This window comes from Aeromonas sp. 600276 (assembly GCF_049175815.1).
Classification (GTDB): Bacteria; Pseudomonadota; Gammaproteobacteria; order Enterobacterales; family Aeromonadaceae; genus Aeromonas; species Aeromonas dhakensis.
Genome location: NZ_JAAKVU010000004.1, coordinates 161,817 through 184,467, shown reverse-complemented (window position 1 = coordinate 184,467; position 22,651 = coordinate 161,817). Strand labels below are relative to the sequence as shown.

25 protein-coding genes are annotated in these 22,651 nt (G+C 60.6%); 19 read left to right on the top strand and 6 right to left on the bottom strand.

Annotated features, from left to right (window positions below):
• Positions 1-29: 29 nt before the first annotated feature.
• On the bottom strand, positions 30-317 hold the full coding sequence (locus tag G5134_RS05765) for a hypothetical protein (RefSeq protein ID WP_017783746.1): 288 nt from the start codon (positions 315-317) through the stop codon (positions 30-32).
• Positions 318-737: 420 nt separating this feature from the next.
• On the opposite strand from G5134_RS05765, the gene glyA reads away from it, so the two are divergent.
• The 15 genes from glyA to G5134_RS05690 all read left to right on the top strand — a co-directional run bounded on the left by glyA (position 738) and on the right by G5134_RS05690 (position 15,245).
• Positions 738-1,991 carry a serine hydroxymethyltransferase gene (gene glyA / locus G5134_RS05760; RefSeq protein ID WP_005298078.1) on the top strand — a complete coding sequence of 418 codons (1,254 nt, stop codon included), beginning with the start codon at positions 738-740 and terminating at the stop codon, positions 1,989-1,991.
• An 82-nt stretch (positions 1,992-2,073) separates the two neighbouring features.
• A complete protein-coding gene (locus G5134_RS05755; RefSeq protein WP_421231920.1) occupies positions 2,074-2,547 on the top strand; it encodes a hypothetical protein in 474 nt (157 codons plus the stop codon).
• Positions 2,548-2,625: 78 nt separating this feature from the next.
• Entirely contained in the window at positions 2,626-2,958 is a 333-nt protein-coding gene (locus tag G5134_RS05750; protein ID WP_065016774.1) for an NIPSNAP family protein, read from the top strand.
• Between the two features lie 122 nt (positions 2,959-3,080).
• Positions 3,081-3,530 carry a transcriptional regulator NrdR gene (nrdR, locus tag G5134_RS05745; protein ID WP_005298086.1) on the top strand — a complete coding sequence of 150 codons (450 nt, stop codon included), beginning with the start codon at positions 3,081-3,083 and terminating at the stop codon, positions 3,528-3,530.
• Positions 3,531-3,626: 96 nt separating this feature from the next.
• The gene (gene ribD, locus G5134_RS05740) at positions 3,627-4,736 is read left to right on the top strand and encodes a bifunctional diaminohydroxyphosphoribosylaminopyrimidine deaminase/5-amino-6-(5-phosphoribosylamino)uracil reductase RibD (protein ID WP_065016775.1); all 1,110 of its coding nucleotides are present in this window, start codon (positions 3,627-3,629) and stop codon (positions 4,734-4,736) included.
• Positions 4,737-4,790: 54 nt separating this feature from the next.
• On the top strand, positions 4,791-5,444 hold the full coding sequence (locus G5134_RS05735) for a riboflavin synthase (protein ID WP_005298090.1): 654 nt from the start codon (positions 4,791-4,793) through the stop codon (positions 5,442-5,444).
• A gap of 141 nt (positions 5,445-5,585) precedes the next feature.
• Positions 5,586-6,695 carry a bifunctional 3,4-dihydroxy-2-butanone-4-phosphate synthase/GTP cyclohydrolase II gene (gene ribBA, locus G5134_RS05730; RefSeq protein ID WP_005298092.1) on the top strand — a complete coding sequence of 370 codons (1,110 nt, stop codon included), beginning with the start codon at positions 5,586-5,588 and terminating at the stop codon, positions 6,693-6,695.
• A gap of 131 nt (positions 6,696-6,826) precedes the next feature.
• Positions 6,827-7,297, top strand: coding sequence for a 6,7-dimethyl-8-ribityllumazine synthase (gene ribE / locus G5134_RS05725; protein WP_010633100.1), 471 nt, complete (start codon positions 6,827-6,829; stop codon positions 7,295-7,297).
• 14 nt (positions 7,298-7,311) lie between these two features.
• Complete coding sequence (gene nusB / locus G5134_RS05720; protein WP_005298096.1) at positions 7,312-7,725, top strand: transcription antitermination factor NusB; 414 nt, start codon at positions 7,312-7,314, stop codon at positions 7,723-7,725.
• A gap of 198 nt (positions 7,726-7,923) precedes the next feature.
• A complete protein-coding gene (gene thiL / locus G5134_RS05715) occupies positions 7,924-8,883 on the top strand; it encodes a thiamine-phosphate kinase (RefSeq protein WP_010633101.1) in 960 nt (319 codons plus the stop codon).
• The gene (locus G5134_RS05710) at positions 8,880-9,374 is read left to right on the top strand and encodes a phosphatidylglycerophosphatase A (protein WP_065016776.1); all 495 of its coding nucleotides are present in this window, start codon (positions 8,880-8,882) and stop codon (positions 9,372-9,374) included. Before thiL ends, G5134_RS05710 begins: the two co-directional genes overlap by 4 nt.
• Before the next feature lie 510 nt (positions 9,375-9,884).
• The gene (locus tag G5134_RS05705; protein ID WP_065016777.1) at positions 9,885-11,609 is read left to right on the top strand and encodes a dipeptide ABC transporter ATP-binding protein; all 1,725 of its coding nucleotides are present in this window, start codon (positions 9,885-9,887) and stop codon (positions 11,607-11,609) included.
• 59 nt (positions 11,610-11,668) lie between these two features.
• The gene (locus G5134_RS05700) at positions 11,669-13,225 is read left to right on the top strand and encodes an ABC transporter substrate-binding protein (RefSeq protein WP_005298104.1); all 1,557 of its coding nucleotides are present in this window, start codon (positions 11,669-11,671) and stop codon (positions 13,223-13,225) included.
• A gap of 99 nt (positions 13,226-13,324) precedes the next feature.
• Positions 13,325-14,299: an ABC transporter permease gene (locus G5134_RS05695; RefSeq protein ID WP_065016778.1), complete on the top strand. Its 975-nt coding sequence runs from the start codon at positions 13,325-13,327 to the stop codon at positions 14,297-14,299.
• Between the two features lie 4 nt (positions 14,300-14,303).
• The gene (locus G5134_RS05690; RefSeq protein WP_065016779.1) at positions 14,304-15,245 is read left to right on the top strand and encodes an ABC transporter permease; all 942 of its coding nucleotides are present in this window, start codon (positions 14,304-14,306) and stop codon (positions 15,243-15,245) included.
• A 78-nt stretch (positions 15,246-15,323) separates the two neighbouring features.
• Here G5134_RS05690 and dxs read toward each other — a convergent pair whose 3' ends face one another.
• The 3 genes from dxs to xseB are packed head-to-tail and all read right to left on the bottom strand — an operon-like array spanning position 15,324 to position 18,353.
• On the bottom strand, positions 15,324-17,189 hold the full coding sequence (dxs, locus tag G5134_RS05685; RefSeq protein ID WP_065016780.1) for a 1-deoxy-D-xylulose-5-phosphate synthase: 1,866 nt from the start codon (positions 17,187-17,189) through the stop codon (positions 15,324-15,326).
• Positions 17,190-17,210: 21 nt separating this feature from the next.
• The gene (ispA, locus tag G5134_RS05680) at positions 17,211-18,101 is read right to left on the bottom strand and encodes a (2E,6E)-farnesyl diphosphate synthase (protein ID WP_065016781.1); all 891 of its coding nucleotides are present in this window, start codon (positions 18,099-18,101) and stop codon (positions 17,211-17,213) included.
• Positions 18,102-18,353, bottom strand: a complete 252-nt coding sequence (xseB, locus tag G5134_RS05675; RefSeq protein ID WP_016351725.1) for an exodeoxyribonuclease VII small subunit — start codon at positions 18,351-18,353, stop codon at positions 18,102-18,104.
• A 219-nt stretch (positions 18,354-18,572) separates the two neighbouring features.
• Between xseB and pomA the strand changes: the two genes are divergently transcribed.
• The 3 genes from pomA (at position 18,573) to greA (ending at position 20,867) form a co-directional block, all read left to right on the top strand.
• Positions 18,573-19,331 carry a flagellar motor protein PomA gene (gene pomA / locus G5134_RS05670; RefSeq protein ID WP_017788418.1) on the top strand — a complete coding sequence of 253 codons (759 nt, stop codon included), beginning with the start codon at positions 18,573-18,575 and terminating at the stop codon, positions 19,329-19,331.
• Positions 19,332-19,339: 8 nt separating this feature from the next.
• On the top strand, positions 19,340-20,236 hold the full coding sequence (locus G5134_RS05665) for a flagellar motor protein MotB (protein ID WP_065016782.1): 897 nt from the start codon (positions 19,340-19,342) through the stop codon (positions 20,234-20,236).
• A gap of 154 nt (positions 20,237-20,390) precedes the next feature.
• Positions 20,391-20,867: a transcription elongation factor GreA gene (greA, locus tag G5134_RS05660; RefSeq protein WP_005298120.1), complete on the top strand. Its 477-nt coding sequence runs from the start codon at positions 20,391-20,393 to the stop codon at positions 20,865-20,867.
• Positions 20,868-20,914: 47 nt separating this feature from the next.
• On the opposite strand, the gene G5134_RS05655 is transcribed toward greA, so the two are convergent.
• Complete coding sequence (locus G5134_RS05655; RefSeq protein WP_065016783.1) at positions 20,915-21,508, bottom strand: hypothetical protein; 594 nt, start codon at positions 21,506-21,508, stop codon at positions 20,915-20,917.
• Positions 21,509-21,613: 105 nt separating this feature from the next.
• Positions 21,614-21,910, bottom strand: coding sequence for a ribosome assembly RNA-binding protein YhbY (yhbY, locus tag G5134_RS05650; protein WP_005298134.1), 297 nt, complete (start codon positions 21,908-21,910; stop codon positions 21,614-21,616).
• A gap of 97 nt (positions 21,911-22,007) precedes the next feature.
• Here yhbY and rlmE point away from each other — a divergent pair, with 97 nt between their 5' ends.
• Positions 22,008-22,637: a 23S rRNA (uridine(2552)-2'-O)-methyltransferase RlmE gene (gene rlmE / locus G5134_RS05645; RefSeq protein WP_005298136.1), complete on the top strand. Its 630-nt coding sequence runs from the start codon at positions 22,008-22,010 to the stop codon at positions 22,635-22,637.
• Positions 22,638-22,651 lie beyond the last annotated feature (14 nt).

Sequence of the window (22,651 nt, the reverse complement as noted above, 5' to 3'; positions counted from 1 at the left end):
GGGGCGTGGCTCATGCCCGCTCAGGACAGTTATTGCTCTTCGCGGTAGAGCGGCTGCCTGCACTGGGCGCAGAGGTGCTGGCGGCGGAAGTCGGCCTGGTGCACCAGGCCCACATCCAGCTGCTGGTGATGGCCGCAGTGAATGCAGAAGATGATGTCGCCGTCAATGGCGTCCGGGTGGGCCGCCAGATACTGCTCGCGGGTGGGCAACTGGTCCCATTGGGTGGTGAAAGGGCTCTTGCGACTGCCGGTGTAGTAGATCCAGTAGAACAGCGCGAATACCGAAATAATCAGAAACAGCATCAAGTTATCCAGCATGGCTTACTCCCGTGAGTCTGCGGTGTGACAAGACAAGAGGGTGATGCGAGCAGCAGTTGACCGGATGCGGTGAGGGGCCCTTACGTTGCCGGCCTGCGCGCCGGGCAACTGCTGTGCCTGCTAAAGATGTTATCTGTTAGTAAATGCTATATCCATGATCTGGCTCTGGTTTTGGCCGGCTGATGAGCCACGCTCCGGCTCTTGGCCGAGTGTATCGGCGGCGCATGAAGAGTGCGCTGGCCGGGCGGGCGTGGGCTCGCCGGCGGGTCGCAGCCCGCCTGGTAGGTGTGAAATTTGCGACGCATTTTACATTTTTTAAACAAATTTTTGGGTGGTTGGACTGTCTCTTTGATCCAGCTCACGTTACAATGCGCCTGCCCACTTCACCTATCGCGCAAACGATTTTCAGGAGAGAAACGGATGTTGAAACGTGACATGACCATTGCCGGCTATGATCCCCAGCTGTGGCAGGCCATCACAGACGAGACCCGTCGTCAGGAAGAGCATATCGAGCTGATTGCGTCCGAGAACTACACCAGCCCCCGCGTCATGGAAGCCCAGGGCTCCCAGCTGACCAACAAGTACGCCGAAGGTTACCCCTCCAAGCGCTACTACGGTGGTTGCGAGTATGTGGATGTGGTTGAAACCCTGGCTATCGAGCGCGCCAAAGAGCTGTTCGGTGCCACCTACGCCAACGTGCAGCCGCACTCCGGCTCCCAGGCCAACAGCGCCGTCTACATGGCCCTGCTGCAACCGGGCGACACCGTGCTGGGTATGAACCTGGCTCACGGCGGTCACCTGACTCACGGCTCCCCGGTCAACTTCTCCGGCAAGCTGTACAACATCATCCCCTACGGCATCGACGAGTCCGGCAAGATCGACTACGACGAGATGGAACGTCTGGCCGTTGAGCACAAGCCGAAGATGATGATCGGCGGCTTCTCCGCTTACTCTGGCGTTGTCGACTGGGCTCGCATGCGTGAGATCGCCGACAAGATCGGTGCTTACCTGTTCGTCGACATGGCCCACGTGGCTGGCCTCATCGCCGCCGGCGTCTACCCGAACCCGGTGCCCCACGCTCACGTGGTCACTTCCACCACTCACAAGACCCTGGCCGGTCCGCGCGGTGGTCTGATCCTCTCCGCCGCTGACGATGAGGAGCTCTACAAGAAGCTCAACTCCGCCGTCTTCCCGGGTGGTCAGGGTGGTCCGCTGATGCACGTCATCGCCGGCAAGGCCGTTGCCTTCAAAGAGGCGTTGGAGCCCGAGTTCAAGACCTATCAGGCCCAGGTCGTCAAAAACGCCAAGGCGATGGCTGCCACCTTCATCGAGCGCGGCTACAAGATCGTCTCCGGCGGCACCGACAACCATCTGATGCTGGTTGATCTGATCGGCCGTGAGCTGACCGGTAAGGATGCTGACGCAGCGCTCGGCAAAGCCAACATCACTGTCAACAAGAACTCCGTGCCCAACGACCCGCGCTCCCCGTTCGTCACCTCCGGTGTGCGCATCGGCACCCCGGCCATCACCCGCCGCGGTTTCAAGGAAGCCGAGTCCATCCAGCTGACCCACTGGATCTGCGACGTGCTGGACAACCACGACAACGACGAAGTGCTGGCCAACACCCGCGAGAAGGTGCTGGACATCTGCCGCCGTTTCCCGGTTTACGCATAATCGGCCTGCTTTTCAGGTTGAACCGCAATGCCACCCTCGGGTGGCATTGTTTTTTGTGGCGTCTGGCAACATGAGAGGGGCTATGAGTCAGCACAGCAAAGAGCAGCTGCAGGGCACAGGGGCCGGGCCCAATGCAGAGCGGGACTTGGCGTCGGCAGCGCTCAGGCAGGCGATCCGTGCCCAGTACCACTTTCGCGCCAGCGAACAGGGGCTGCTGGCCTGGGACGTGCGCCGACTGGTGTGGCTGAGCCGCGATCTGCCGGTGCAGGCGGTGGCACTCGGTGAGATTGCCGAGCTTGACCAGCTGCACTGGTACGGCCATGGCGCCGCCAGCCCCACGGTGCGCAGCGTGGTGGAGCACTGCCAGCTCATGATGGCGGCCGATCTCGCCTATCCCATCCTGCTGGACAGCGCCGGCCGGGTGATGGACGGCATGCACCGGGTGGGCAAGGCATTGATGCTGGGCCACAGCCATATCGAGGCGCGCCGCTTTGCCGTGGATCCGGCGCCCGATTATCAGGATTGCGACCCCGATACCCTGCCTTATGATGACTGAGCCCGGTCGAATGGATGACTGGGATGGGCGCCTAAAACAGCTTTGATGTTCAAGAAACGGATGGCAGGAGATAGCTCAATGAAGAGAGTGCTGGAGATCCGGAACTACCGGCTCAAGGCCGGTAGTCGGACAGAGTTTCATAGGCTGGTTGCAGAGCAGAGTTTGCCGCTGCACCGCGAGTGGGGAATGGATGTGGTGAATCATGGCCCTTCCTTGCACCATCCGGATGTCTATTTTTTGATGCGGGCTTACGCTGATCTTGACGATCTGAACCGTTCACAGGCGGCATTCTATGCCACAGATGCATGGAGAAAAGGTCCGAGAGAAGCCATCGTCGAGCTGATAGAGAGCGACACCAATACTGTGCTCTGGCTGCCTGATGTCGCCATTGATGCACTTCGTGGTTGCTGATGGCATCTGTCACTTCCCTTGTTTTCATGGGCTTTTACCGGTTCCGGATGGCCGTGCTACACTGGCCGGCCTAGAGCCGGCCCCGGTGGTCGGCGCCCTTTTCCGTCAACGCCGGAGGTCCGATGCATTGCCCTTTCTGTAGTGCGGTAGATACCAAGGTGATCGATTCCCGTCTGGTGGCCGAAGGCCATCAGGTACGCCGCCGTCGCGAATGCCTGCTCTGCCACGAGCGCTTCACGACCTTCGAGATGGCCGAGCTGGTCATGCCCCGCGTCATCAAGTCCAACGGCTCGCGCGAGCCTTTCAACGAAGACAAGCTGCGTGCCGGCATCCTGCGGGCACTGGAGAAGCGGCCGGTGAGCATGGAGGCCATCGAGAAAGCGGTCAACCACATCAAATCCCGCCTGAGGGCCACCGGCGAGCGCGAAGTGGCCTCCGAGCTGGTGGGCAACCTGGTGATGGACGAGCTCAAGGGGCTCGACAAGGTGGCCTATATCCGCTTTGCCTCCGTCTATCGCAGCTTTGAAGACATTCGTGAGTTTGGTGAAGAGATCGCCAAGCTGGAGAAGTGAGTCTTTCTTCCAAACCAGGTTGCCGCGTTCGATTACGCTGCGCTAATCGAACCTACGATATTGCGTAAGCCTGGATGTGCTGTCAGAGGAGCCCAGATGTTTAGTCAAGACGATTACCAATGGATGAGCCGGGCCCTCGAACTGGCCCGCCGCGGCCGCTACACCACGGCCCCCAACCCCTGTGTCGGTGCCGTGCTGGTGAAGGCTGGCGTGGTGGTGGGAGAGGGCTGGCACCAACGGGCCGGTCAGCCCCATGCCGAGGTCTATGCCCTGCACGCGGCCGGTGAAGAGGCCCGCGGCGCTACCGCCTACGTGACCCTGGAGCCCTGCTCTCATCACGGTCGCACCCCGCCCTGCGCCGAGGCGCTGATCAAAGCCGGCGTGAGCCGGGTGGTGGCCGCCATGGTGGATCCCAACCCTCAGGTGGGGGGGCGCGGCCTGCGCATGCTCTCCGAAGCGGGTATCAAGACCGATTTCGGTCTGCTGGCTGCTGAGGCCGAGGCGCTCAACCCGGGCTTTTTCAAGCGGATGCGTACCGCCTTCCCGCAGGTGACAGTCAAGCTCGGCGCCAGCTTGGATGGCCGCACCGCCATGGCGAGCGGCGAGAGCCAGTGGATCACCTCCCCGGAGGCGCGCCGCGACGTGCAGCGACTGCGGGCCCGCCACGATGCGGTGCTCTCCAGCGCCGAAACCGTGCTGGCGGACAACGCCTCCCTCACCGTGCGCTGGGACGAGCTGCCCCCCTCGGTCAAGGCCGTCTATCCCAAAGAGACCCTGCGCCAGCCGCTGCGGGTCATCGTCGACTCGCAAAACCGGCTGACCCCGGATCTGCCCCTGTTCCAGAGCGAGAGCCCGGTGCTGCTGGCCCGCCACAAGGCGGACGGCGACTGGCCAGCCTGGGTGCAGCAGCTGGAGGTACCGCTGCTGGATGGCAGGCTGGATCTGGTCAGCCTGTTCATGCTGCTGGCGAAACAAAACCTCAACTCGGTACTGGTGGAGGCGGGGCCCCGCCTCTGTGGCGCCCTGCTGGAGAAGGGGTTGGTGGACGAGCTGGTGCTCTATCAGGCGCCCAAACTGATGGGGGACGAGGGGCGCGGGCTGTTCCACCTGCCGGCGCTGACCCGGCTGTTCCAGGCACCCAAGCTCAACATCAAGGATGTGCGCATGGTTGGCCAGGATATTCGTATTACCGCCAAAATAGCCTGATTTATCAATGTTAAAGGGGGCATTGTCGCCCCCGTCATCAGCAAGGTGATCTGCATGTTTACCGGAATTATCGAAGCGGTGGGAACCCTGGCCGAGCTGCGTCGCCAGGGGGAGGACATGGCCCTCACCGTGCACGCGCCCACCCTGGATTTTGGCGACGTCAAACTGGGCGACTCCATCGCCACCAACGGCGTCTGTCTTACCGTGATCGCCTTGGGCGACAAGCGCTACACCGCCGACGTCTCGCTGGAAACCCTCTCCCGCACCGGTTTTTCTGCCGCCAAGGTGGGCGATCGGGTCAACCTTGAGAAGGCGCTGATGCCCACCTCCCGCCTCGGCGGTCACCTGGTCTCCGGCCACGTGGACGGGGTGGGGGAGGTCAAGAGCGTCTCCAGCAGCGGCCGTGCCATCGAGTACTGGATCAAGGCGCCGACGGAGCTCTCCCGCTACATCGCCGAGAAGGGATCCATCGCGGTGGATGGCATCAGCCTTACCGTCAACGCCGTGCAGGGGGATCTGTTCCGGCTGACCATCGTGCCCCACACCGCCCAGGAGACCACCATAGCCGGCTGGAAGCCGGGCAGGAGCGTCAATCTCGAGGTGGATCAGATAGCCCGCTATCTGGAGCGGCTGATGACGGGTCAGCGCCAGGAGAGCAGTGCCTCCACCCTGACCCTGGAGAAGCTGGCCCGCTCCGGTTTCCTGTGACGGAACCTCGGCGGGAAAAACGCTTTTCTGTGATCCCGCTCCGATTGAAATGGGGCCCCGCGTGCCCCATCTAGAGCACAATAGGCAGTATCACGTCGAGCCGACTGGCTCAATCCCCAAAGCATGTTGATGGAGTAGCCCATGGCGCTGAGCACGACCCAGGAAATCATTGCCGATATCAAGGCTGGCAAGATGGTGATCCTGATGGATGACGAAGACAGGGAGAACGAAGGGGACCTCATCATGGCCGCCTCCTGTGTCCGCCCGGAAGATATCAACTTCATGGCCCGTTACGGCCGGGGGCTCATCTGTCTGACCCTGACCCGGGATCGCTGCAAGCAGCTGGCGCTGCCGCTGATGGTCGACCGCAACAACGCCCAGTTCTCCACCGCCTTCACCGTGACCATCGAAGCGGCCGAAGGGGTGACCACCGGCATCTCCGCCGCCGACCGCGCCGTCACCGTGCAGGCGGCAGTGGCGCCCGATGCCAAGGCTTCTGATCTGGTGCAACCCGGCCACATCTTCCCGCTGATGGCCCAGGATGGCGGCGTGCTGACCCGCGCCGGCCACACCGAGGCGGGTTGTGACCTGGCCCGGCTGGCCGGTTACGAGGCCGCTTCCGTCATCGTCGAGATCCTCAACGAAGACGGCACCATGGCGCGTCGACCGGATCTGGAGATCTTCGCCGAGCAGCACGGCATCAAGCTTGGCACCATTGCGGATCTCATCGAATACCGCAACCAGCATGAGACCACAGTCGAGAAGGTGGCCGAGTGCAAGTTGCCCACCGAATATGGTGAGTTCGACCTCATCACCTTCCGCGACACCATCGACAACCAGGTTCACTTCGCTCTGAAGAAGGGTGAGGTGAGTGCCGAGCAGCCGACCCTGGTGCGGGTCCATCTGCACGACGTGCTGAGCGATCTGCTGCAGACCGACCGCCACGCCGCCCGCAGCTGGCCGCTGCCCAAATCCATGGCCCGCATCGCCGACGAGGGCGGGGTGCTGGTGATCCTGGGGGCGGAAGCCCACGGTGCCGAGCTGCTGGCCAGGGTCAAGGGCTTCGAGGCCGCCGACAAGGGGCTGGCGCCGGAAGGAGCCAAGTGGCAGGGTACCTCGCGCCGGGTCGGCGTCGGCTCCCAGATCCTCAAGGCGCTGGGGGTGGGCAAGATGCGCCTGCTGAGCTCGCCGAAGAAGTACCATGCCCTCGGCGGCTTCGGCCTGGAAGTGGTGGAGTACGTCGGCGAGTAAGCGCCGCATACGGCTGAAATCATCCTCATGGCCGCCCGTTGCGGCCATGGTTTTTTGTCGTGGGTCTGTTGTGCTAGAATGTGCGCACTTTTGACTCCGGCCCTTTTGCTTTCACAGATACAGGATTTCCAATGAAGGTTATCGAAGGAAATATCGCCGCTCCTGAAGCGCGCGTTGCGATTGTCGTTGCTCGTTTCAACAGTTTCATCAACGACAGCCTGGTGAGTGGTGCACTGGACGTACTGAAGCGTCAAGGCCAGGTACAGGACAGCAACCTGACCCTGGTGAAAGTGCCGGGCGCGGTTGAAATGCCGCTGGTCATCAAGAAACTGGCCAAGAGCGGCAAGTATGACGCCATCGTGGCAGTCGGCACCGTCATTCGTGGCGGCACCTACCACTTCGATCTGGTCGCCAACGAGAACAGCAAGGGCATGGCCCAGGTAATGATGGAATATGAAATTCCGGTTGCCTTCGGCGTACTGACCACTGAAAACATTGAACAAGCCATCGAGCGTGCAGGTACCAAGGCGGGTAACAAGGGTGCAGAGGCTGCACTGGCAGCGCTCGAAATGATCAACGTCCTGAAAGAACTGGACGTGTAACGAGGAGAAATGCATTGAAACCGTCTGAGCGCCGCAAGGCCCGCCATTGCGCCACCCAGGCCATCTACCAGTGGCAGATGACCAAGGCCAACGTGGGCGACATCGAAGAGCAGTTCAAGATCGATCAGGACACCAAGGGTGTGGATCTGAACTACTTCCGCGATCTGCTGTTCGGGGTAGCCCTCCACTGCAACGAGCTGGACAAGGTCTTCGCACCTTTCCTCTCCCGTCCGCTGGAAGAAGTGGACATGGTGGACAAGGCGATCCTGCGTCTGGCGACCTATGAGCTGACCCGTCGTGATGATGTGCCGCCGCGCGTGGTGATCAACGAAGCGATCGAGCTGGCCAAAGCCTTTGCTGCCGATGACAGCCACAAGTTTGTCAACGGTGTACTGGACAAGGTGATCAAGTCGCTGGACAAGCGCTGATCCCTGCGTTCATCAGCATTCCATGCTGATCGATGCTCTGTCGCGAGCCGTCGTCAGCAAGGTGAAGCGCAGCGCCAGGCCGGCGTGTATGGAAATACATGAAGAGCCCGGCAGCGACCAGCCTTGAACACGGTCTCGCAGCAAGAGCCGCAACAGCATCTAATAGAGGAGCCAGCTTAATCGCTGGCTTTTTACTGTATGGGTGAATTTGAGCTGATTGATAAGTACTTCAAGGTCCCCCACGCCCGCAAGGACGTGGTGATGGGCCCTGGAGACGACTGCGCCCTGCTGACCCTGCCCCCCGACACCCAGCTGGCGGTGAGCACGGATACCCTGGTGAGCGGCGTACACTTTTTTCCCGACATGGATCCGGTAGACCTCGGCTACAAGGCGCTGGCGGTCAATCTCTCCGATCTGGCCGCCATGGGCGCCGAGCCGCGCTGGGTGTCGCTGGCGCTGACCCTGCCCACCGTCAACGAAGCCTGGGTGGCCGGTTTTGCGGAAGGCTTCCTCGAGCTTGCCGAATACTACAATGTGGCACTGGTGGGCGGGGACATGACCCGCGGCCCGCTCTCCATCACGGTATCGGTCAAGGGCTCGGTGCCGGCCGGCCGTGCCCTGCTGCGCAGTGGTGCCAAGGCCGGCGACGGTGTCTATGTGACCGGCACCCTGGGCGATGCCGCGCTGGCGCTCTCCCACCTGCTGGCCAAGCGTACCCTCAACGAGAACCAGCTGGCAGCCGTGCTGCCGCGCCTCGACCATCCTCATCCCCGTATTCTGGCCGGACAGGCTCTGCGCGGACTGGCCAGCAGCGCGCTGGATCTCTCCGACGGCCTGGCCTCGGATCTCGGCCACGTGCTCAAGGCGTCCGGCGTGCGGGCCCAGATCGATCTCGGTCTGCTGCCGCTCTCACCCGTGCTGCAGGATGCGGTGAGCGAGCAGGATGCCTGGCAGCTGGCGCTGGCCGGCGGCGATGACTACGAGCTCTGTTTCACCGTACCGGAGGAGCATCGCGGCGCGCTGGACACGGCGCTGGCCAACTGCGGCGTCAAGTTCACCCGCATCGGCCGGATCTTGGCTGGCGAGCCCGGCATCGACTATCTGCACGGCGAGCAGCCGGTCGAGCTGACGCTGAAAGGGTGGGATCACTTCGCATGAGCTGGTTCATGATAAAGCCCGAGCTGAAGCGGCTGAACCTCAGGAACCCGCTTCACTTCCTGGCGGTGGGCTTTGGCTCCGGCCTCTCGCCCAAGGCGCCCGGCACCATGGGGACGCTGGCCGCCATCCCCCTCTACCTGCTGGTGAGCGGCTTGCCTACAGCCTGGTTTATTGCCCTGCTGGTGGTGGGTTTCGTGGCGGGCATCCGCATCTGTCAGAGCGCCACCGATGCCATCGGCATGCCGGATCACGGCGCCATCGTCTGGGACGAGGTAATCGGCTTTGGCGTCACCATGATAGCGGCGCCGGACGGCTGGGAGTGGGTGCTGGCCGGCTTCGTGCTGTTTCGCCTGTTCGACGTGCTCAAGCCCTGGCCCATCTCCTGGTTTGATCGCCGCATCCACGGTGGCTTCGGCATCATGCTCGACGATCTCATCGCCGCCCTGTTCGCCCTGTTTTGTATGCAATTGCTGGCATACTGGCTGGGGTGACGGGGATTACGAGGGGGAATGCCGCGCTGGCATCCCCCTATTTATCTCTGTTTAGTTTTCATTCATCGGCATATGCTGCCGTTAAAAAATCATTTCACATAAATATTCACTACTCATTCGAGGCTTGAGACTATTGTGTCAATAGTGAATATTCCCGCCTGTTACACCCTTGTTGAAAGTAAAAGCACTAGATCGTCATTTGTGTGGTCATAAAGTCTGGATATGTGATTGTAATCATCATTTATGACTGCGGTGCTGGCTGCTAACTGAGCAAAGTATTGCGAAATTGTATAACCCGATCATTTACACTCGCCGTCAAACCGTCTAAGTTACTCGCGGGTTATTCCAAAAAAATGCAAAAAACCCGCCCGGATCGCTGGTTTCGTTGTCTCATGGATTGAGCGTTTAGTCGTCATATCAAACACTCACGATCACGCCAAGGCACGACCGGCATCTGCGGCCGATTTACGGACGAATTATTTGGGACGGATGTCCCCCGCAGAGGTAACCATGTCCTTGCTCGAAGTGAAAAACTTGCGGATCGAGTATCCCTCCCGCTACGGGGTACTGGCCGCAGTGAAGGATCTCTCTTTCTCCATCGAAAAAGGGGAGATAGTCGGTGTCGTGGGTGAATCCGGCGCCGGCAAGTCCACCATCGGCAACGCCGTCATCGATCTCCTGAGCCCGCCGGGTCGCATCGCCCGTGGCGATATCTACCTCAATGGCGAGCTCATCTCCGGCAAGAGCCAGAACGAGATGCGGGCCATTCGCGGCTCGCGCATCGGTTTCATCTTTCAGGACCCCATGACCTCCCTCAACCCGCTGTTCACCGTCGAACATCAGCTGGTTGAAACCATCCTGGCCAACACTGACCTGTCACGTGAGGCGGCCTTTGCCAAGGCGCTCGAGTTGATGAAGGCGGTCGGGATCCCGAGCCCGGAGCTGCGCATCAAGCAGTATCCGCACCAGTTCTCCGGCGGCATGCGCCAGCGGGTGGTGATCGCCATCGCCCTCTCCGGCGATCCCGAGCTCATCATCGCCGACGAGCCGACCACGGCGCTGGATGTCTCCATCCAGGATCAGATCCTCCAGCTCATCCGCACCCTCTGCAAGGAGCGGCAGGTGGGCTGCATGCTGGTGACCCACGACATGGGCGTGGTCTCCAATGTTACCGACAAGGTGGCGGTCATGTATCGCGGCGATCTGGTGGAGTTCGGCGCCACCGAACAGGTGCTGGGTCGCCCCAACCACCCCTATACTCGCAGCCTCATCTCGGCGGTGCCCCGCTCGGATGTGAAGCTGGTGCGCTTCCCGCTGGTCTCCTATATCGAGGATGCCGGCGCGGCAGATACCAGCATCGATCTCAAGACCCACTGGCTCGGCCAGAGCCAGGACGAACGCGCCTATGAAGGGGCGTTGCTGCGGGTGGAGAACGTGGATCTCAAGTTCGTCACCAAGGACTCCTTCTTCCCGAGCCGTCGCCAGTATGTACGGGCCTGCAACAACATCAGCTTCGAGATCTTCGAAGGTGAGACCTTCGGCCTGGTGGGGGAGTCTGGCTCCGGCAAATCCACCATCGCCCGCGCCATCACCGGCCTCTATCCGCCCGATACCGGCAAGATCTTCTTCGAGGGGATCGACTTGACCGCCCTCAAGGGCGAGCATGAGCGTCGCCCATTGCGTCGCCAGATGCAGATGGTGTTCCAGAACCCCTACTCGTCGATGAACCCGCGCATGAAGGTGCGCGACATCATTGCCGAGCCGATCCGCTTTCACAAGCTGGCGAGCAGCGAGAGCCAGATCGCCGGCATCGTGGGGGATCTGCTGGATCACGTGGGGCTCGGCCGCGGCGCCGGGGTCAAGTACCCCCACGAGTTTTCCGGTGGTCAGCGTCAGCGCATCTCCATCGCCCGCGCCCTGGCGACTCGGCCCCGTTTCCTCATCTGCGACGAGCCCACCTCGGCGCTGGATGTGTCGGTGCAGGCCCAGATCCTGAACCTGCTCAAGGATCTGCAGCAGGAGCTTGGCCTCACCATGCTGTTCATCAGCCACGATCTGCCGGTCATCCGCCAGATGTGCGATCGCATCGGCGTGATGCAGCACGGTCACCTGGTGGAGGTGGCCGAGACCGAGAAACTGTTTACCAATGCCGAGCATGAGTACAGCCGCAAGCTGATCTCCCTCATGCCGGAGTTCAAGGGAATGTCCCGCGAGGGGCTGGAAATCGCAAGCTAGGAAAGCACCGGCTCGCCGGTATCTATGTCAATAAAAAAGCCAAAAGCATGGAGAAAACAATGAAAAAAGGATTGTCCAAGATTGCACTGGCGCTGTTTGCCGCTGGTTTCGCCTTTAACGTCTCCGCTGTCGACATCAAGGTCGGTGTCGCCTCTGACGCCACCTCGCTGGACCCGCAGGAGCAGCTCTCCGGTCAGACCCTGGAGATGTCCCACCTGGTGTTCGATCCGCTGATGCGTTACACCCAGGACCTGCAGTTCGAGCCGCGCCTGGCCGAGAAGTATGAGCGCATCGACGACAAGACCGTCCGCTTCTTCCTGCGCAAGGGCGTCAAGTTCCACTCCGGCAACGACTTCACCGCCGACGACGTGGTGTGGACCGTCAACCGTCTGAAGTCCTCCGTCGACTTCAAGGCCATCTTCGACCCCATCGCCGAAGTGAAGAAGGTCGATGAGTACACAGTGGATCTCGTCACCGCCAAGCCGTTCCCGCTGGTGCTGCAGACCGTGACCTATATCTTCCCGATGGACTCCAAGTTCTATACCGGCAAGACAGAGGCGGGCAAGGACAAGGGCGAGATCGTCAAGAACGGCGACTCCTACGCCTCCACCCACGTCTCCGGTACCGGCCCGTTCAGCGTCAAGTTCCGCGAGCAGGGCGTGAAGCTGGAGTACGTGCGCAACGCCAACTACTGGGACAAGGCCTCCAAGGGCAACGTTGACAACCTGACCGTGGTGCCCATCAAGGAAGACGCCACCCGCGTGGCGGCCCTGCTGGGTGGCGACGTGGACATGATCTACCCGGTTGCGCCGAACGATCTGGAGCGCGTGAAGAACGGCAAGGACACCCAGCTGGTGACCCTGTCCGGTACCCGCGCCATCATCATCGAGCTGAACCAGAACACCAACCCGGCGCTGAAAGACAAGCGCGTGCGTCAGGCGATCAACTACGCCATCAACCAGGTGGGTATTGTCGAGAAGATCAACAAGGGCTTTGGCACCCCCGCCGGCCAGCTGAGCCCGAAAGGCTATGCCGGTCACAACGAGGCGCTCAAGCCCCAGTATGACCTGGCCAAGGCCAAGGAGCTGATGAAGGAAGCCGGCTACGAGAAGGGCTTCAAGATGAGCTTCATCTCCCCGGCTGCCCGCTACGTCAACGACGTCAAGATTGCCCAGGCCGTCTCCGCCATGCTGGCCAAGATCAACATCAAGGTTGATCTGAAGACCATGCCGGTGGCCCAGTACTGGCCGGAGTTTGACAAGTGCGCTGCGGACATGCAGCTGATCGGCTGGCACTCCGACACCGAAGATACCGCGAACTTCTTCGAGTTCCTGACCTTCACCAAGGATGCCAAGACCGGCATGGGCCAGTACAACTGTGCCGGCTATGCCAACGCCGAGGCTGACAAGCTGGTCGAGCAGGCCAATGCCGAGACCGACCCGGCCAAGCGCGCCGAGATGCTGAAGAAGGTCGAAGCCATGCTGATCGACGACGCCGCCTACGTGCCGCTGCACTGGGAAGATCTGGCTTACGGCGCCAAGAAGAACGCCGACATCAAGCCGGTGGTCAACGTAATGAACTTCCCTTACCTGGGTGACCTGGTGGTCGGCAAGTAAGCGCAAGTCGCAAGGAAGGACGGGGCGGGGTGGTCAGCCGGCCACCCCGCCTGCTAACAGAAGCCTGTGCCATGACACAGGCCACGTAGAAGGACAAGCATGTTTACATTCCTGCTGAAACGGTTCTATCAGGCCGTGATAGTGATGTTCGTCATCAGCCTGGTCGCCTTCTCCATCCAGGACAACCTGGGGGATCCGCTGCGCGAGCTGGTGGGACAATCCGTCTCCGAAGCCCAGCGCCACGATTTGCGCGAGAAGATGGGCCTCAACGATCCTTTCCTCGTCAAATACAGCCGCTTCTTGAAGAACGCGGTACACGGGGATCTGGGTACTTCCTACTTCTTCAAGCGACCCGCTCTCGAGGTTATCCTCGACAAGCTGGTGGCTACTCTTGAGCTGGTGTTTGGCGCTGCGCTGATCATCGTGGTGGTCTCCATTCCGCTTGGGGTCTACTCGGCGATCCGCCCGCACAGCATACCGACCAAGATCATCATGGCGGGGAGCAGCATCGGCATCTCGATCCCGGTGTTCCTGACCGCCATCATGCTGATGTACCTCTTTTCCATCCAGCTGGGCTGGCTGCCGGCCTATGGCCGCGGCGAGACCTACAACCTGCTGGGCTGGGAGTCGGGCTTCTTCACCTGGGACGGCATCAAGCATTTGATCCTGCCGGCGGTGTCGCTCTCCTCCATCATGCTGCCGCTGTTCATCCGGCTGGTGCGCTCCGAGATGCTGGAGCAGCTCTCCTCCGAATACGTCAAGTTTGCCCGCGCCAAGGGGCTGGACAACAACAAGGTCTATTACCAGCACGCCCTGAAGAACACCATGCTGCCGGTCATTACCGTCGGTGGTGTGCAGATCGGTACCATGGTGGCCTACACCATACTGACCGAGAGCGTGTTCCAGTGGCCAGGGACAGGCTTTTTGTTCCTCGAGGCGATCCACCGGGTCGATACGCCCCTCATCACCGCCTACGTCATCTTCGTCGGGCTCATTTTCGTGGTGACCAATACCCTGGTCGACCTGCTCTACGGGTTGATCAACCCGACCGTCAACTTGACCGCCAAGGGGTAAGCACATGAGCAATGCAGTAACTGCAAGCCCAAGCCGTTGGGCACGTTTTAAAAATTCCGACATCGTCTACTACTTCCTGCGGGACAAGGTAGCCATGTTCAGCTTTGCGGTGTTCGTGGTGTTCGTGCTGGCCGCCATGCTGGCGCCCTGGCTCGCCCCGTACAACGTCTATGACCAGACCAGCTTCGATCTGATGGATGCCGAACTGCCGCCCTCCTGGCTGGCAGGGGGTGAGGAGCGTTTCTGGCTCGGTACCGACAACCAGGGTCGCGACATCTGGAGCACCATCCTCTATGGCGCCCGCATCTCGCTGACCATAGGTCTGTTTGCGGTGGCGCTGCAGCTGGTGCTCGGCATCGTCATCGGCCTCATCGCCGGTTACTTCGGTGGCCGCATCGACAGCCTGCTGATGCGCTTTGCCGACGTGCAGCTGTCGTTCTCCACCATGATGGTGGCGATCATCATCTCCGCCATCTTCCAGGCGACGTTTGGTTCCGAGTTCTACTCGAAGTTCGCCATCCTGATGCTGGTGGTGATCATCGGTATCGCCGAGTGGCCGCAGTACGCCCGAACCGTGCGCGCCTCGGTGCTGGCGGAGAAGAAAAAGGAGTATGTGGAAGCGGCCAAGGTGATGGGCTTTCGTGCCCCGCGCATCATGTTCCGCCACATTCTGCCCAACTGCCTGTCGCCGATCCTGGTCATCTCCACGGTGCAGGTGGCTAACGCCATCATGAGCGAGGCGGCGCTCTCCTTCCTGGGGTTGGGTATGCCGGTGGATCAGCCGTCGCTGGGCTCGCTCATCAGCGTGGGCTTCAACTACATCTTCTCCGGCTCCTGGTGGATCACCGCCTTCCCGGGCATCTGCCTGGTGGTGCTGGTGCTGGTCATCAACCTGTTGGGTGACTGGCTGCGGGATGTGTTCAATCCCAAGCTCTACAAGGGCTGATGGTCACAGATAAACAAACGAGACAGACAAACAAAAAGGGCGCCATAACGGCGCCCTTTTGCTGTGTGTGCTGAGGGATCAAGCCTGCAGCCACTGCTCGATGCTGCGCTGGATGCCGGCGCCATCGAGCCTCAGCAGTGCGTAGATCTCCTCCTGGGTACCCTGCTCGACGAAGCGATCCGGCAGGCCGAGGTTGAGCACCGGCTTGCACTGTTTGCTGCGCATCAGCAGCTCGTTCACCGCAGAGCCCGCGCCGCCCATGATGGCGTTGTCCTCGATAGTGACGAACTGATCGTGAGTCGCGGCCAGGGAGAGCACCAGCGCCTCGTCCATCGGTTTGACGAAACGCATGTCCACCAGGGTGGCATCGAGCGCCTCGGCAGCCGCTTTGGCCTGTTGCAGCAGGGTGCCGAACGCCAGGATGGCTGTGCCTTTGCCCTGACGGACAATGCGGCCCTTGCCGAGCGCCAGCGCCTGCATCTCGCTCTCCACCTGGATGCCGGTGCCACTGCCGCGGGGGTAGCGTACCGCCGCCGGCCCGTTGTACTGGTAGCCGGTGTAAAGCATCTGACGGCACTCGTTCTCGTCGGACGGGGTCATGATCACCATGTTGGGCACGGTGCGCAGGAAGCTGATGTCGAACGCCCCCTGATGGGTCGGGCCGTCGGCCCCCACCAGACCGGCCCGGTCGATGGCGAACAGCACCGGCAGCTCTTGCAGCGCCACGTCGTGGATCAGCTGGTCGTAGGCCCGCTGCAGGAAGCTCGAATAGATGGCGACCACCGGCTTCTGGTCGGCGATGGCGAGACCAGCGGCGAAGGTGACCGCGTGCTGCTCGGCGATGGCCACGTCGAAGTAGCGATCCGGATACTGCTGGCTGAACTTCACCAGGCCGGAGCCTTCGCGCATGGCCGGGGTGATGCCGACCAACCGTTCATCCTTGGCCGCCATGTCGCACAGCCACTGGCCGAAGATGGCGGAGAAGCTCGGCTTGCCGCCACTCGCCTTGGGCAGGGTGCACTCGTCCGGATTGAACTTGGGCACGCCGTGATAACCGATGGGGTCCTTCTCGGCGGGCTCATAGCCCTTGCCCTTCTTGGTCTTGACGTGCAGCAGCTGCGGCCCCTTGAGGTTGCGCATGTTGCGCAGGGTCTCGACCAGAGCGTTGATGTCGTGGCCGTCGATGGGACCTATGTAGTTGAAGCCGAACTCCTCGAACAGGGTGCCGGGCACCACCATTCCCTTGAGGTGTTCCTCTGCCCGCTTGGCCAGCTCCTTGACTGGCGGCAGGCCGGCCAGCACCTTCTTGCCACCCTCGCGGATGGTGGTGTAGAGCTTGCCGGACATGATACGGGCCAGGTGGTTGTTGAGCGCCCCGACATTTTCGGAGATGGACATCTCGTTGTCGTTGAGCACCACCAGCATGTCCTTGTGGACATCGCCGGCGTGATTGAGTGCCTCGAACGCCATACCGGCCGTGATGGCGCCATCACCGATCACCGCCACCACCTTGCGCCCCAGCCCTTCGCTCTCGGCTGCCACGGCCATGCCGAGCGCCGCACCGATGGAGGTGCTGGAGTGACCGACGGAGAGCACGTCATACTCGCTCTCGCCGCGCCAGGGGAAGGGGTGCAGGCCGTCTTTCTGGCGGATGCTCTGCATCCGATCGCGCCGACCGGTCAGGATCTTGTGGGGATAAGCCTGGTGGCCCACGTCCCACACCAGCCGATCGAACGGGGTGTTGTAGACGTAGTGCAGCGCCACCGTCAGTTCGACGGTGCCGAGCCCGGAGGCAAGATGACCACTGGAGCGACTCACCGAACGCAGCAGATATTCACGCAGTTCGTTGCACAGCACAGGCAGTCGCTCGAAGGGCAGGGATCGCAACTCGACCGGCGTATCCGCGAGGGCCAGGTTGGGGAAATTGCTTATATCAACGCTCATATTGTTACTGTTATCCAGCGTTTAGTGGGTTCGCTCGATGATGTAATCGGCAAACGCTTCCAGAATGTCGGTATTGTAGGGCAAAGATTGCAAGGCTGTTAAGGCTTTACCATGCAGTTCGCGAGCCAGCTCACGGGCATTGTCGAGCCCAAGTAGCGCCGGATAGGTACTCTTTTCCAGCGCCAGATCGGAACCTTGCCGCTTGCCGAGGGTGGCGGTATCGCCCGTGATGTCGAGGATGTCATCCTGCACCTGGAAGGCGAGACCGATGGCGGCGGCGTAGGTTTGCAGCGCGCTCAGGGTAGTTTCATCCACATCGGCCTTGCACAGGGCGCCGAGCGCCACGGCGCACTCGATGAGGGCCCCGGTCTTGTGGCGGTGTACCTGTTCCAGCTCGGCCAGGGTGATCTGACGCCCTTCCGCCTGCAGATCCAGCGCCTGGCCGCCACACATGCCGAGATAACCCGAGGCGTGGGCCAGCCGGCTCAGCATCTGGACCCGGTTGGCCAGCAGTGAATCCGGCATCGGGTGATCAGCCAGAATGGAGAAGGCCAGGGTCTGCAGGGCGTCACCGGCCAAAATGGCGGTGCCTTCATCGAACGCCTTGTGCACCGTTGGCTGACCGCGACGCAGATCGTCGTCATCCATGGCGGGCAGATCGTCGTGCAGCAGGGAGTAGGCGTGGATGCACTCCACCGCGGCAGCGGGGCCGTCCAGCAGCTCGCTCTTGACACCCAGCATCTCGCCGACGGCGTAGACCAGAAAGGGGCGCACCCGCTTGCCACCCAGCAGCAGGCCATAGCGCATGGCATCGCGCAGGCGGGGGGCCATGGGTGGCAAGGATTCAAGTTGTGCAGAGAGACAGTCGTCAATACGTTGCCGGTGCAGGCGGGAAAAATCGTCCAGCGTCACTCACTCCTCTCCTTGCTCTGGCTGGAAGGGAACTGCCTGCTCGCTGCCATCGGCCTGAGTCAGCAGGATCTGGATCTTCTGCTCGGCCTGCTCCAGCTTCTGCTGGCCGGCCCGCACCAGGTGAATGCCCTGTTCGAACTGCTTGAGGGCCTCTTCCAGCGGCAGGGAGCCCTGTTCCAGTTGATGAACTATGGTTTCCAGCTCTTCCAGAGTGGCATCAAAACTCAGGCGGTCGATTTTTTTACTGGCCATGTCCATCCTCGGGGATTGAAAAAAACGGCTTATCTTAACATCGACGGCGGGCAGGGGGGAGGCAGAAAAATGCCATCGGCTTAAACTCTCGGAAAAGTGGCCGATAATAAGCCATCTTCCAAAGGAGAAAATGGTAGCGGCCCTTGCCGCTGGTGAGCCAATAGCAGAAAATTCAACAAACTACAGATACAACAAATTTCAGCTGACAGGAGTAGGGATGTGGATCTAGGTAGTCTGATTGGCATAGTGCTGGGATTTGGGGTGGTCATCTATGGCATGCTGCTGGGTGGCCCCATGAGCATGTACGTGGACATGCCCTCGGTCTATATCACTATTCTCGGGTCTATCTTCATCGCCATGATGAAGTTCAACCTCGGCCAGTTCCTGATGGCGTTCAAGGTGGCCGGCAAGGCATTCATGTACAAGGGAGACAAGCTTGACGATCTGATCGTCAAGGCGGTCGAGCTGGCTGATGCGGCCCGCAAGGGCGGTTTTCTGGCGCTGGAAGCGGCCGAGGTGCCCAACTCCTTCATGAAAAAGGGCATCGACATGCTGGTGGACGGCCACGATGCCGACGTCATCCGTGCCGTGATGGAAAAAGACATAGAGCTCACCGCCGAGCGCCATGTCATCGCCATCAAGGTGTTTCGTACCCTCGGGGATCTGGGGCCGGCCATGGGGATGATAGGTACCCTAGTCGGGCTGGTGGCCATGCTGGCCAACATGAGCGATCCCAAATCCATCGGCCCGGCCATGGCGGTAGCCTTGCTCACTACTCTGTACGGCGCCATCGAGGCCAACATGATCGCCATCCCCATTGCCGACAAGCTGGAGCTGCGCAGCGGTGAGGAGAAGCTGAGTCGCTGCCTGGTGCTGGACGCCATCATGGGCATCCAGGATGGCCAGAACCCGCGGGTGATCCAGTCCATGTTGCAGAACTACCTCAACCAGTCGAAACGCAACAATGGCGATGAATAGGGGGATGTATGTCTGATTGCAAATGTCCGCCCCCCGGGCTGCCCGGTTACATGGGTACTTTCGCCGATCTGATGTCGCTCTTGATGTGCTTCTTCGTGCTGCTGCTCTCGTTTGCCGAGATGGATGTGCAGAAGTTCAAGCAGATTGCCGGCTCCATGGAGAAGGCGTTCGGGGTGCAGAACATCCTCGAGGTGAAGGACATCCCCAAGGGAACCTCCGTCATTGCCCAGGAGTTCAGACCGGGTCGCCCGGAACCAACGCCCATCGATACCATCATGCAGCAGACTATCGACATGACCCAGACAGAGCTGGAATTCCAGCCCGGTGATGCCGACAAAGCTGGTGGTCATGACAAGAGCGAAGAGAAGCTGGTGGGGGGCGACACCCAGCAGGAGGCGCAGAAACAGCAGCAGGAGCAGTCCAATGCGCTGGCCAAGGCGCTGGCGGATCAGATGAAGGCGCAGATCCAGGATGGGGCGATCGAGATCGAGGCGCTGGGCCAGCAGATCATCATCCGGATCCGCGAGAAAGCCGCCTTCCCGGCGGGCTCCGCCTTCCTGCAGCCCCAGTTCTGGCCTGTGGTGCGTAAAGTTGCCGCCTTGCTCAAGGATGTACCCGGCGAGATCACCATCTCCGGTCATACCGACAACGTGGCCACCGAGGATGAGCTGTTCCAGTCCAACTGGGAACTCTCCTCCCAGCGGGCGGTGGCGGTGGCCCATCAGATGATCAAGGTGCCCGGTTTTGATGGCAGCCGGCTGGTGGTGCAGGGCATGGCGGATTCCCAGCCGCTGGTGCCCAACACGACACCGGAGAACCGGCGCATGAACCGGCGGGTGGAGATCTCCATCATGCAGGGCAAACCGACGGTATCTGCTCCGATAAGTGCCCAGGAGCAGAAATAGTCACAGACAATTGTGATGCCAAAGCGCGATCTGCCTCGCAGGGACCGACATGGATTTTGTGCCGGCTTCATATTAAGATGCCTCATCCGAACCGACAGCTGCGGCTCTCTCTGATAGCCGCAGCTTCTCTTTTCAAGCAACCCAGGTTTCGACTATGAATCATACTCCGATGACTGTTCGCGGCGCTGAAAAGCTGCGTGAAGAGCTCGAATATCTCAAGACCGAGCTTCGTCCGCAGATTATCGAAGCGATTGCAGATGCCCGTGAACATGGTGATCTGAAAGAAAACGCCGAATATCATGCTGCCCGCGAGCAGCAAGGCTTCTGTGAAGGCCGTATCCAGGAAATTGAGAGCAAGCTCTCCAACGCTCAGGTGATCGACGTCACCAAGATGACCAACAATGGTCGCATCATCTTCGGGGCGACCGTGACGCTGCTCAAGAGCGAGACGGAAGAAGAGGTGGTCTACCGCATCGTGGGTGATGACGAGGCGGACATCAAGCAGAACATGATCTCCGTGAATTCGCCCATTGCCCGCGCCCTGATCGGCAAGGAAGTGGACGATGTCGCCATCGTCAAGACGCCGTCCGGCGACGTGGAGTACGAGATCCTGGAAGTCGCCTACCTCTGAGGTAGCGACCAGCCAGCAACAGGGGAGCCCGGCTCCCCTGTTTGTATTCAGCGGGGCTGATAAGCCTGGGTGAAGGCGTCCTGATGGCGCTGAAACACCCAGCCGCGCAGTTGTTCAAGATCCTCTCTGGCCATCTGGAAGTGCAGTGCCCAGCCCTGTATGCCATTGCGACGGTGGATCCGCCTGACCGGCTCTGCGCTGAGGGGGAGAGGAGGGAGACCTTCGATCAGCAGGGTGCCTGCCAGCGTGGTATCCATGGCCAGCTCCGCCGGCAAGCCTTCCACCACCAGCCCGTCCAGTGACAGGCTGTGCACCAGGTAGTCCTCTTCTCCCATCTGGAAACGGGCCTGTTCATCCAGCCGCCAGGTGCGCGGATGAGGGTAACCCAGCTCCTTGATAACGGGGGCGGCGATGCGTGGTTCGACAAAGCCGTCATCGCCCTGAGTTAAACGCAGTGGGAAACGGAGCTGGTGTCCGGCGAAGCTGGCTTCCAGCACCAGCTGGTCGGCGCGTTGCAACAGGCCAAGCAGGGGGGGGGCGAGATAACCGCTCAGGGGTTGTCCGGCGGCTGTCTCCTGATCGTTTCCCAAGTCCCGTAGCATGGCCAGTTCATCTTCGGTGAGAATCTGATGGTGATCCATAGCGGGTTTCCACGAGTATTCATCGCAGGTTAAGGGCCTGGCGACTACTTTGGCAAGCGACTTGGGAAGAGAGAAAATGAGAGGAAAGAGCGATGCTCTTTCCTGTTACTTGCGGGGCAGTTGGATTTTCGGCTCGTTGGCCTGACGGTAGATGGTCAGCACGTGGCCGATGCTCTGTACTTTCACCGCGCCGGTTTCACGGACGATGGCATCCATAACCAGCTGTTTCATCTCACGATCTTCAGACGCAACCTTAACCTTGATCAGCTCGTGGTGGTTGAGCGCCAGATCGATCTCGGCCAGCACACCTTCGGTCAGACCGTGTTGTCCCAGCAGGACGACCGGCTTCAGACTGTGGGCAAGGCCCTTGAGGTACTGTTTCTGTTTATTGTTGAGAATCATGGCAATTTCTTCATAAGTCAGGGTTGAAAGGGGCGTATTCTACCCCCACTTAGCCCTTAATACTAATAACCCTTGTGGTTTTTTAAAGTCGACAATCATGACCCAGAAAAAACATTCCCCCAGTTCAACCCGCTGGTTAAAAGAGCATTTTGACGATCAATACGTCAAGAAAGCCCAGAAGTTGGGGCTGCGTTCCCGTGCCGTGTTCAAGATCGACGAGATCCAGGGCAAGGACAAACTGCTCAAGCCCGGCATGACGGTGGTGGACCTGGGGGCGGCCCCCGGTGGATGGTCCCAGTTTGCCATCGATCAGGTCGGTGACAAGGGGCGGGTGATCGCCTGCGATATTCTGCCGATGGATTCCATCGCCGGTGTCGATTTCCTGCAGGGAGACTTTCGGGAGGAAACTGTACTGGGAGCTCTGCTTGAGCGGGTCGGTCCGGACAAGGTTGACGTTGTCATGTCCGACATGGCACCCAACATGAGCGGTACCCAGCAGGTGGATCAGGCCCGTTCCATGTATCTGGTCGAACTGGCGCTGGACATGTGCAATCAGGTCCTGCGTTCCAACGGCAGTTTCGTGGTCAAGGTATTCCAGGGGGAGGGGTTTGACATCTATCTCAATGAAATCCGTAAGCTTTTCTCTGCTGTCAAGATTCGTAAACCAGACTCGTCTCGTGCCCGTTCACGAGAAGTCTACATTGTGGCTACCGGTTTTAAACTGTAGTACCCTAACCTTCA

What these genes read in the sequence shown, in the direction of transcription:
- G5134_RS05765 (WP_017783746.1), bottom strand. Translation starts at nt 317, where the DNA reads ATGCTGGATAACTTGATGCTGTTTCTGATTATTTCGGTATTCGCGCTG.
- glyA (WP_005298078.1), top strand. Translation starts at nt 738, where the DNA reads ATGTTGAAACGTGACATGACCATTGCCGGCTATGATCCCCAGCTGTGG.
- G5134_RS05755 (WP_421231920.1), top strand. Translation starts at nt 2,074, where the DNA reads ATGAGTCAGCACAGCAAAGAGCAGCTGCAGGGCACAGGGGCCGGGCCC.
- G5134_RS05750 (WP_065016774.1), top strand. Translation starts at nt 2,626, where the DNA reads ATGAAGAGAGTGCTGGAGATCCGGAACTACCGGCTCAAGGCCGGTAGT.
- nrdR (WP_005298086.1), top strand. Translation starts at nt 3,081, where the DNA reads ATGCATTGCCCTTTCTGTAGTGCGGTAGATACCAAGGTGATCGATTCC.
- ribD (WP_065016775.1), top strand. Translation starts at nt 3,627, where the DNA reads ATGTTTAGTCAAGACGATTACCAATGGATGAGCCGGGCCCTCGAACTG.
- G5134_RS05735 (WP_005298090.1), top strand. Translation starts at nt 4,791, where the DNA reads ATGTTTACCGGAATTATCGAAGCGGTGGGAACCCTGGCCGAGCTGCGT.
- ribBA (WP_005298092.1), top strand. Translation starts at nt 5,586, where the DNA reads ATGGCGCTGAGCACGACCCAGGAAATCATTGCCGATATCAAGGCTGGC.
- ribE (WP_010633100.1), top strand. Translation starts at nt 6,827, where the DNA reads ATGAAGGTTATCGAAGGAAATATCGCCGCTCCTGAAGCGCGCGTTGCG.
- thiL (WP_010633101.1), top strand. Translation starts at nt 7,924, where the DNA reads ATGGGTGAATTTGAGCTGATTGATAAGTACTTCAAGGTCCCCCACGCC.
- G5134_RS05710 (WP_065016776.1), top strand. Translation starts at nt 8,880, where the DNA reads ATGAGCTGGTTCATGATAAAGCCCGAGCTGAAGCGGCTGAACCTCAGG.
- G5134_RS05705 (WP_065016777.1), top strand. Translation starts at nt 9,885, where the DNA reads ATGTCCTTGCTCGAAGTGAAAAACTTGCGGATCGAGTATCCCTCCCGC.
- G5134_RS05700 (WP_005298104.1), top strand. Translation starts at nt 11,669, where the DNA reads ATGAAAAAAGGATTGTCCAAGATTGCACTGGCGCTGTTTGCCGCTGGT.
- G5134_RS05695 (WP_065016778.1), top strand. Translation starts at nt 13,325, where the DNA reads ATGTTTACATTCCTGCTGAAACGGTTCTATCAGGCCGTGATAGTGATG.
- G5134_RS05690 (WP_065016779.1), top strand. Translation starts at nt 14,304, where the DNA reads ATGAGCAATGCAGTAACTGCAAGCCCAAGCCGTTGGGCACGTTTTAAA.
- dxs (WP_065016780.1), bottom strand. Translation starts at nt 17,189, where the DNA reads ATGAGCGTTGATATAAGCAATTTCCCCAACCTGGCCCTCGCGGATACG.
- xseB (WP_016351725.1), bottom strand. Translation starts at nt 18,353, where the DNA reads ATGGCCAGTAAAAAAATCGACCGCCTGAGTTTTGATGCCACTCTGGAA.
- G5134_RS05665 (WP_065016782.1), top strand. Translation starts at nt 19,340, where the DNA reads ATGTCTGATTGCAAATGTCCGCCCCCCGGGCTGCCCGGTTACATGGGT.
- greA (WP_005298120.1), top strand. Translation starts at nt 20,391, where the DNA reads ATGAATCATACTCCGATGACTGTTCGCGGCGCTGAAAAGCTGCGTGAA.
- G5134_RS05655 (WP_065016783.1), bottom strand. Translation starts at nt 21,508, where the DNA reads ATGGATCACCATCAGATTCTCACCGAAGATGAACTGGCCATGCTACGG.
- yhbY (WP_005298134.1), bottom strand. Translation starts at nt 21,910, where the DNA reads ATGATTCTCAACAATAAACAGAAACAGTACCTCAAGGGCCTTGCCCAC.
- rlmE (WP_005298136.1), top strand. Translation starts at nt 22,008, where the DNA reads ATGACCCAGAAAAAACATTCCCCCAGTTCAACCCGCTGGTTAAAAGAG.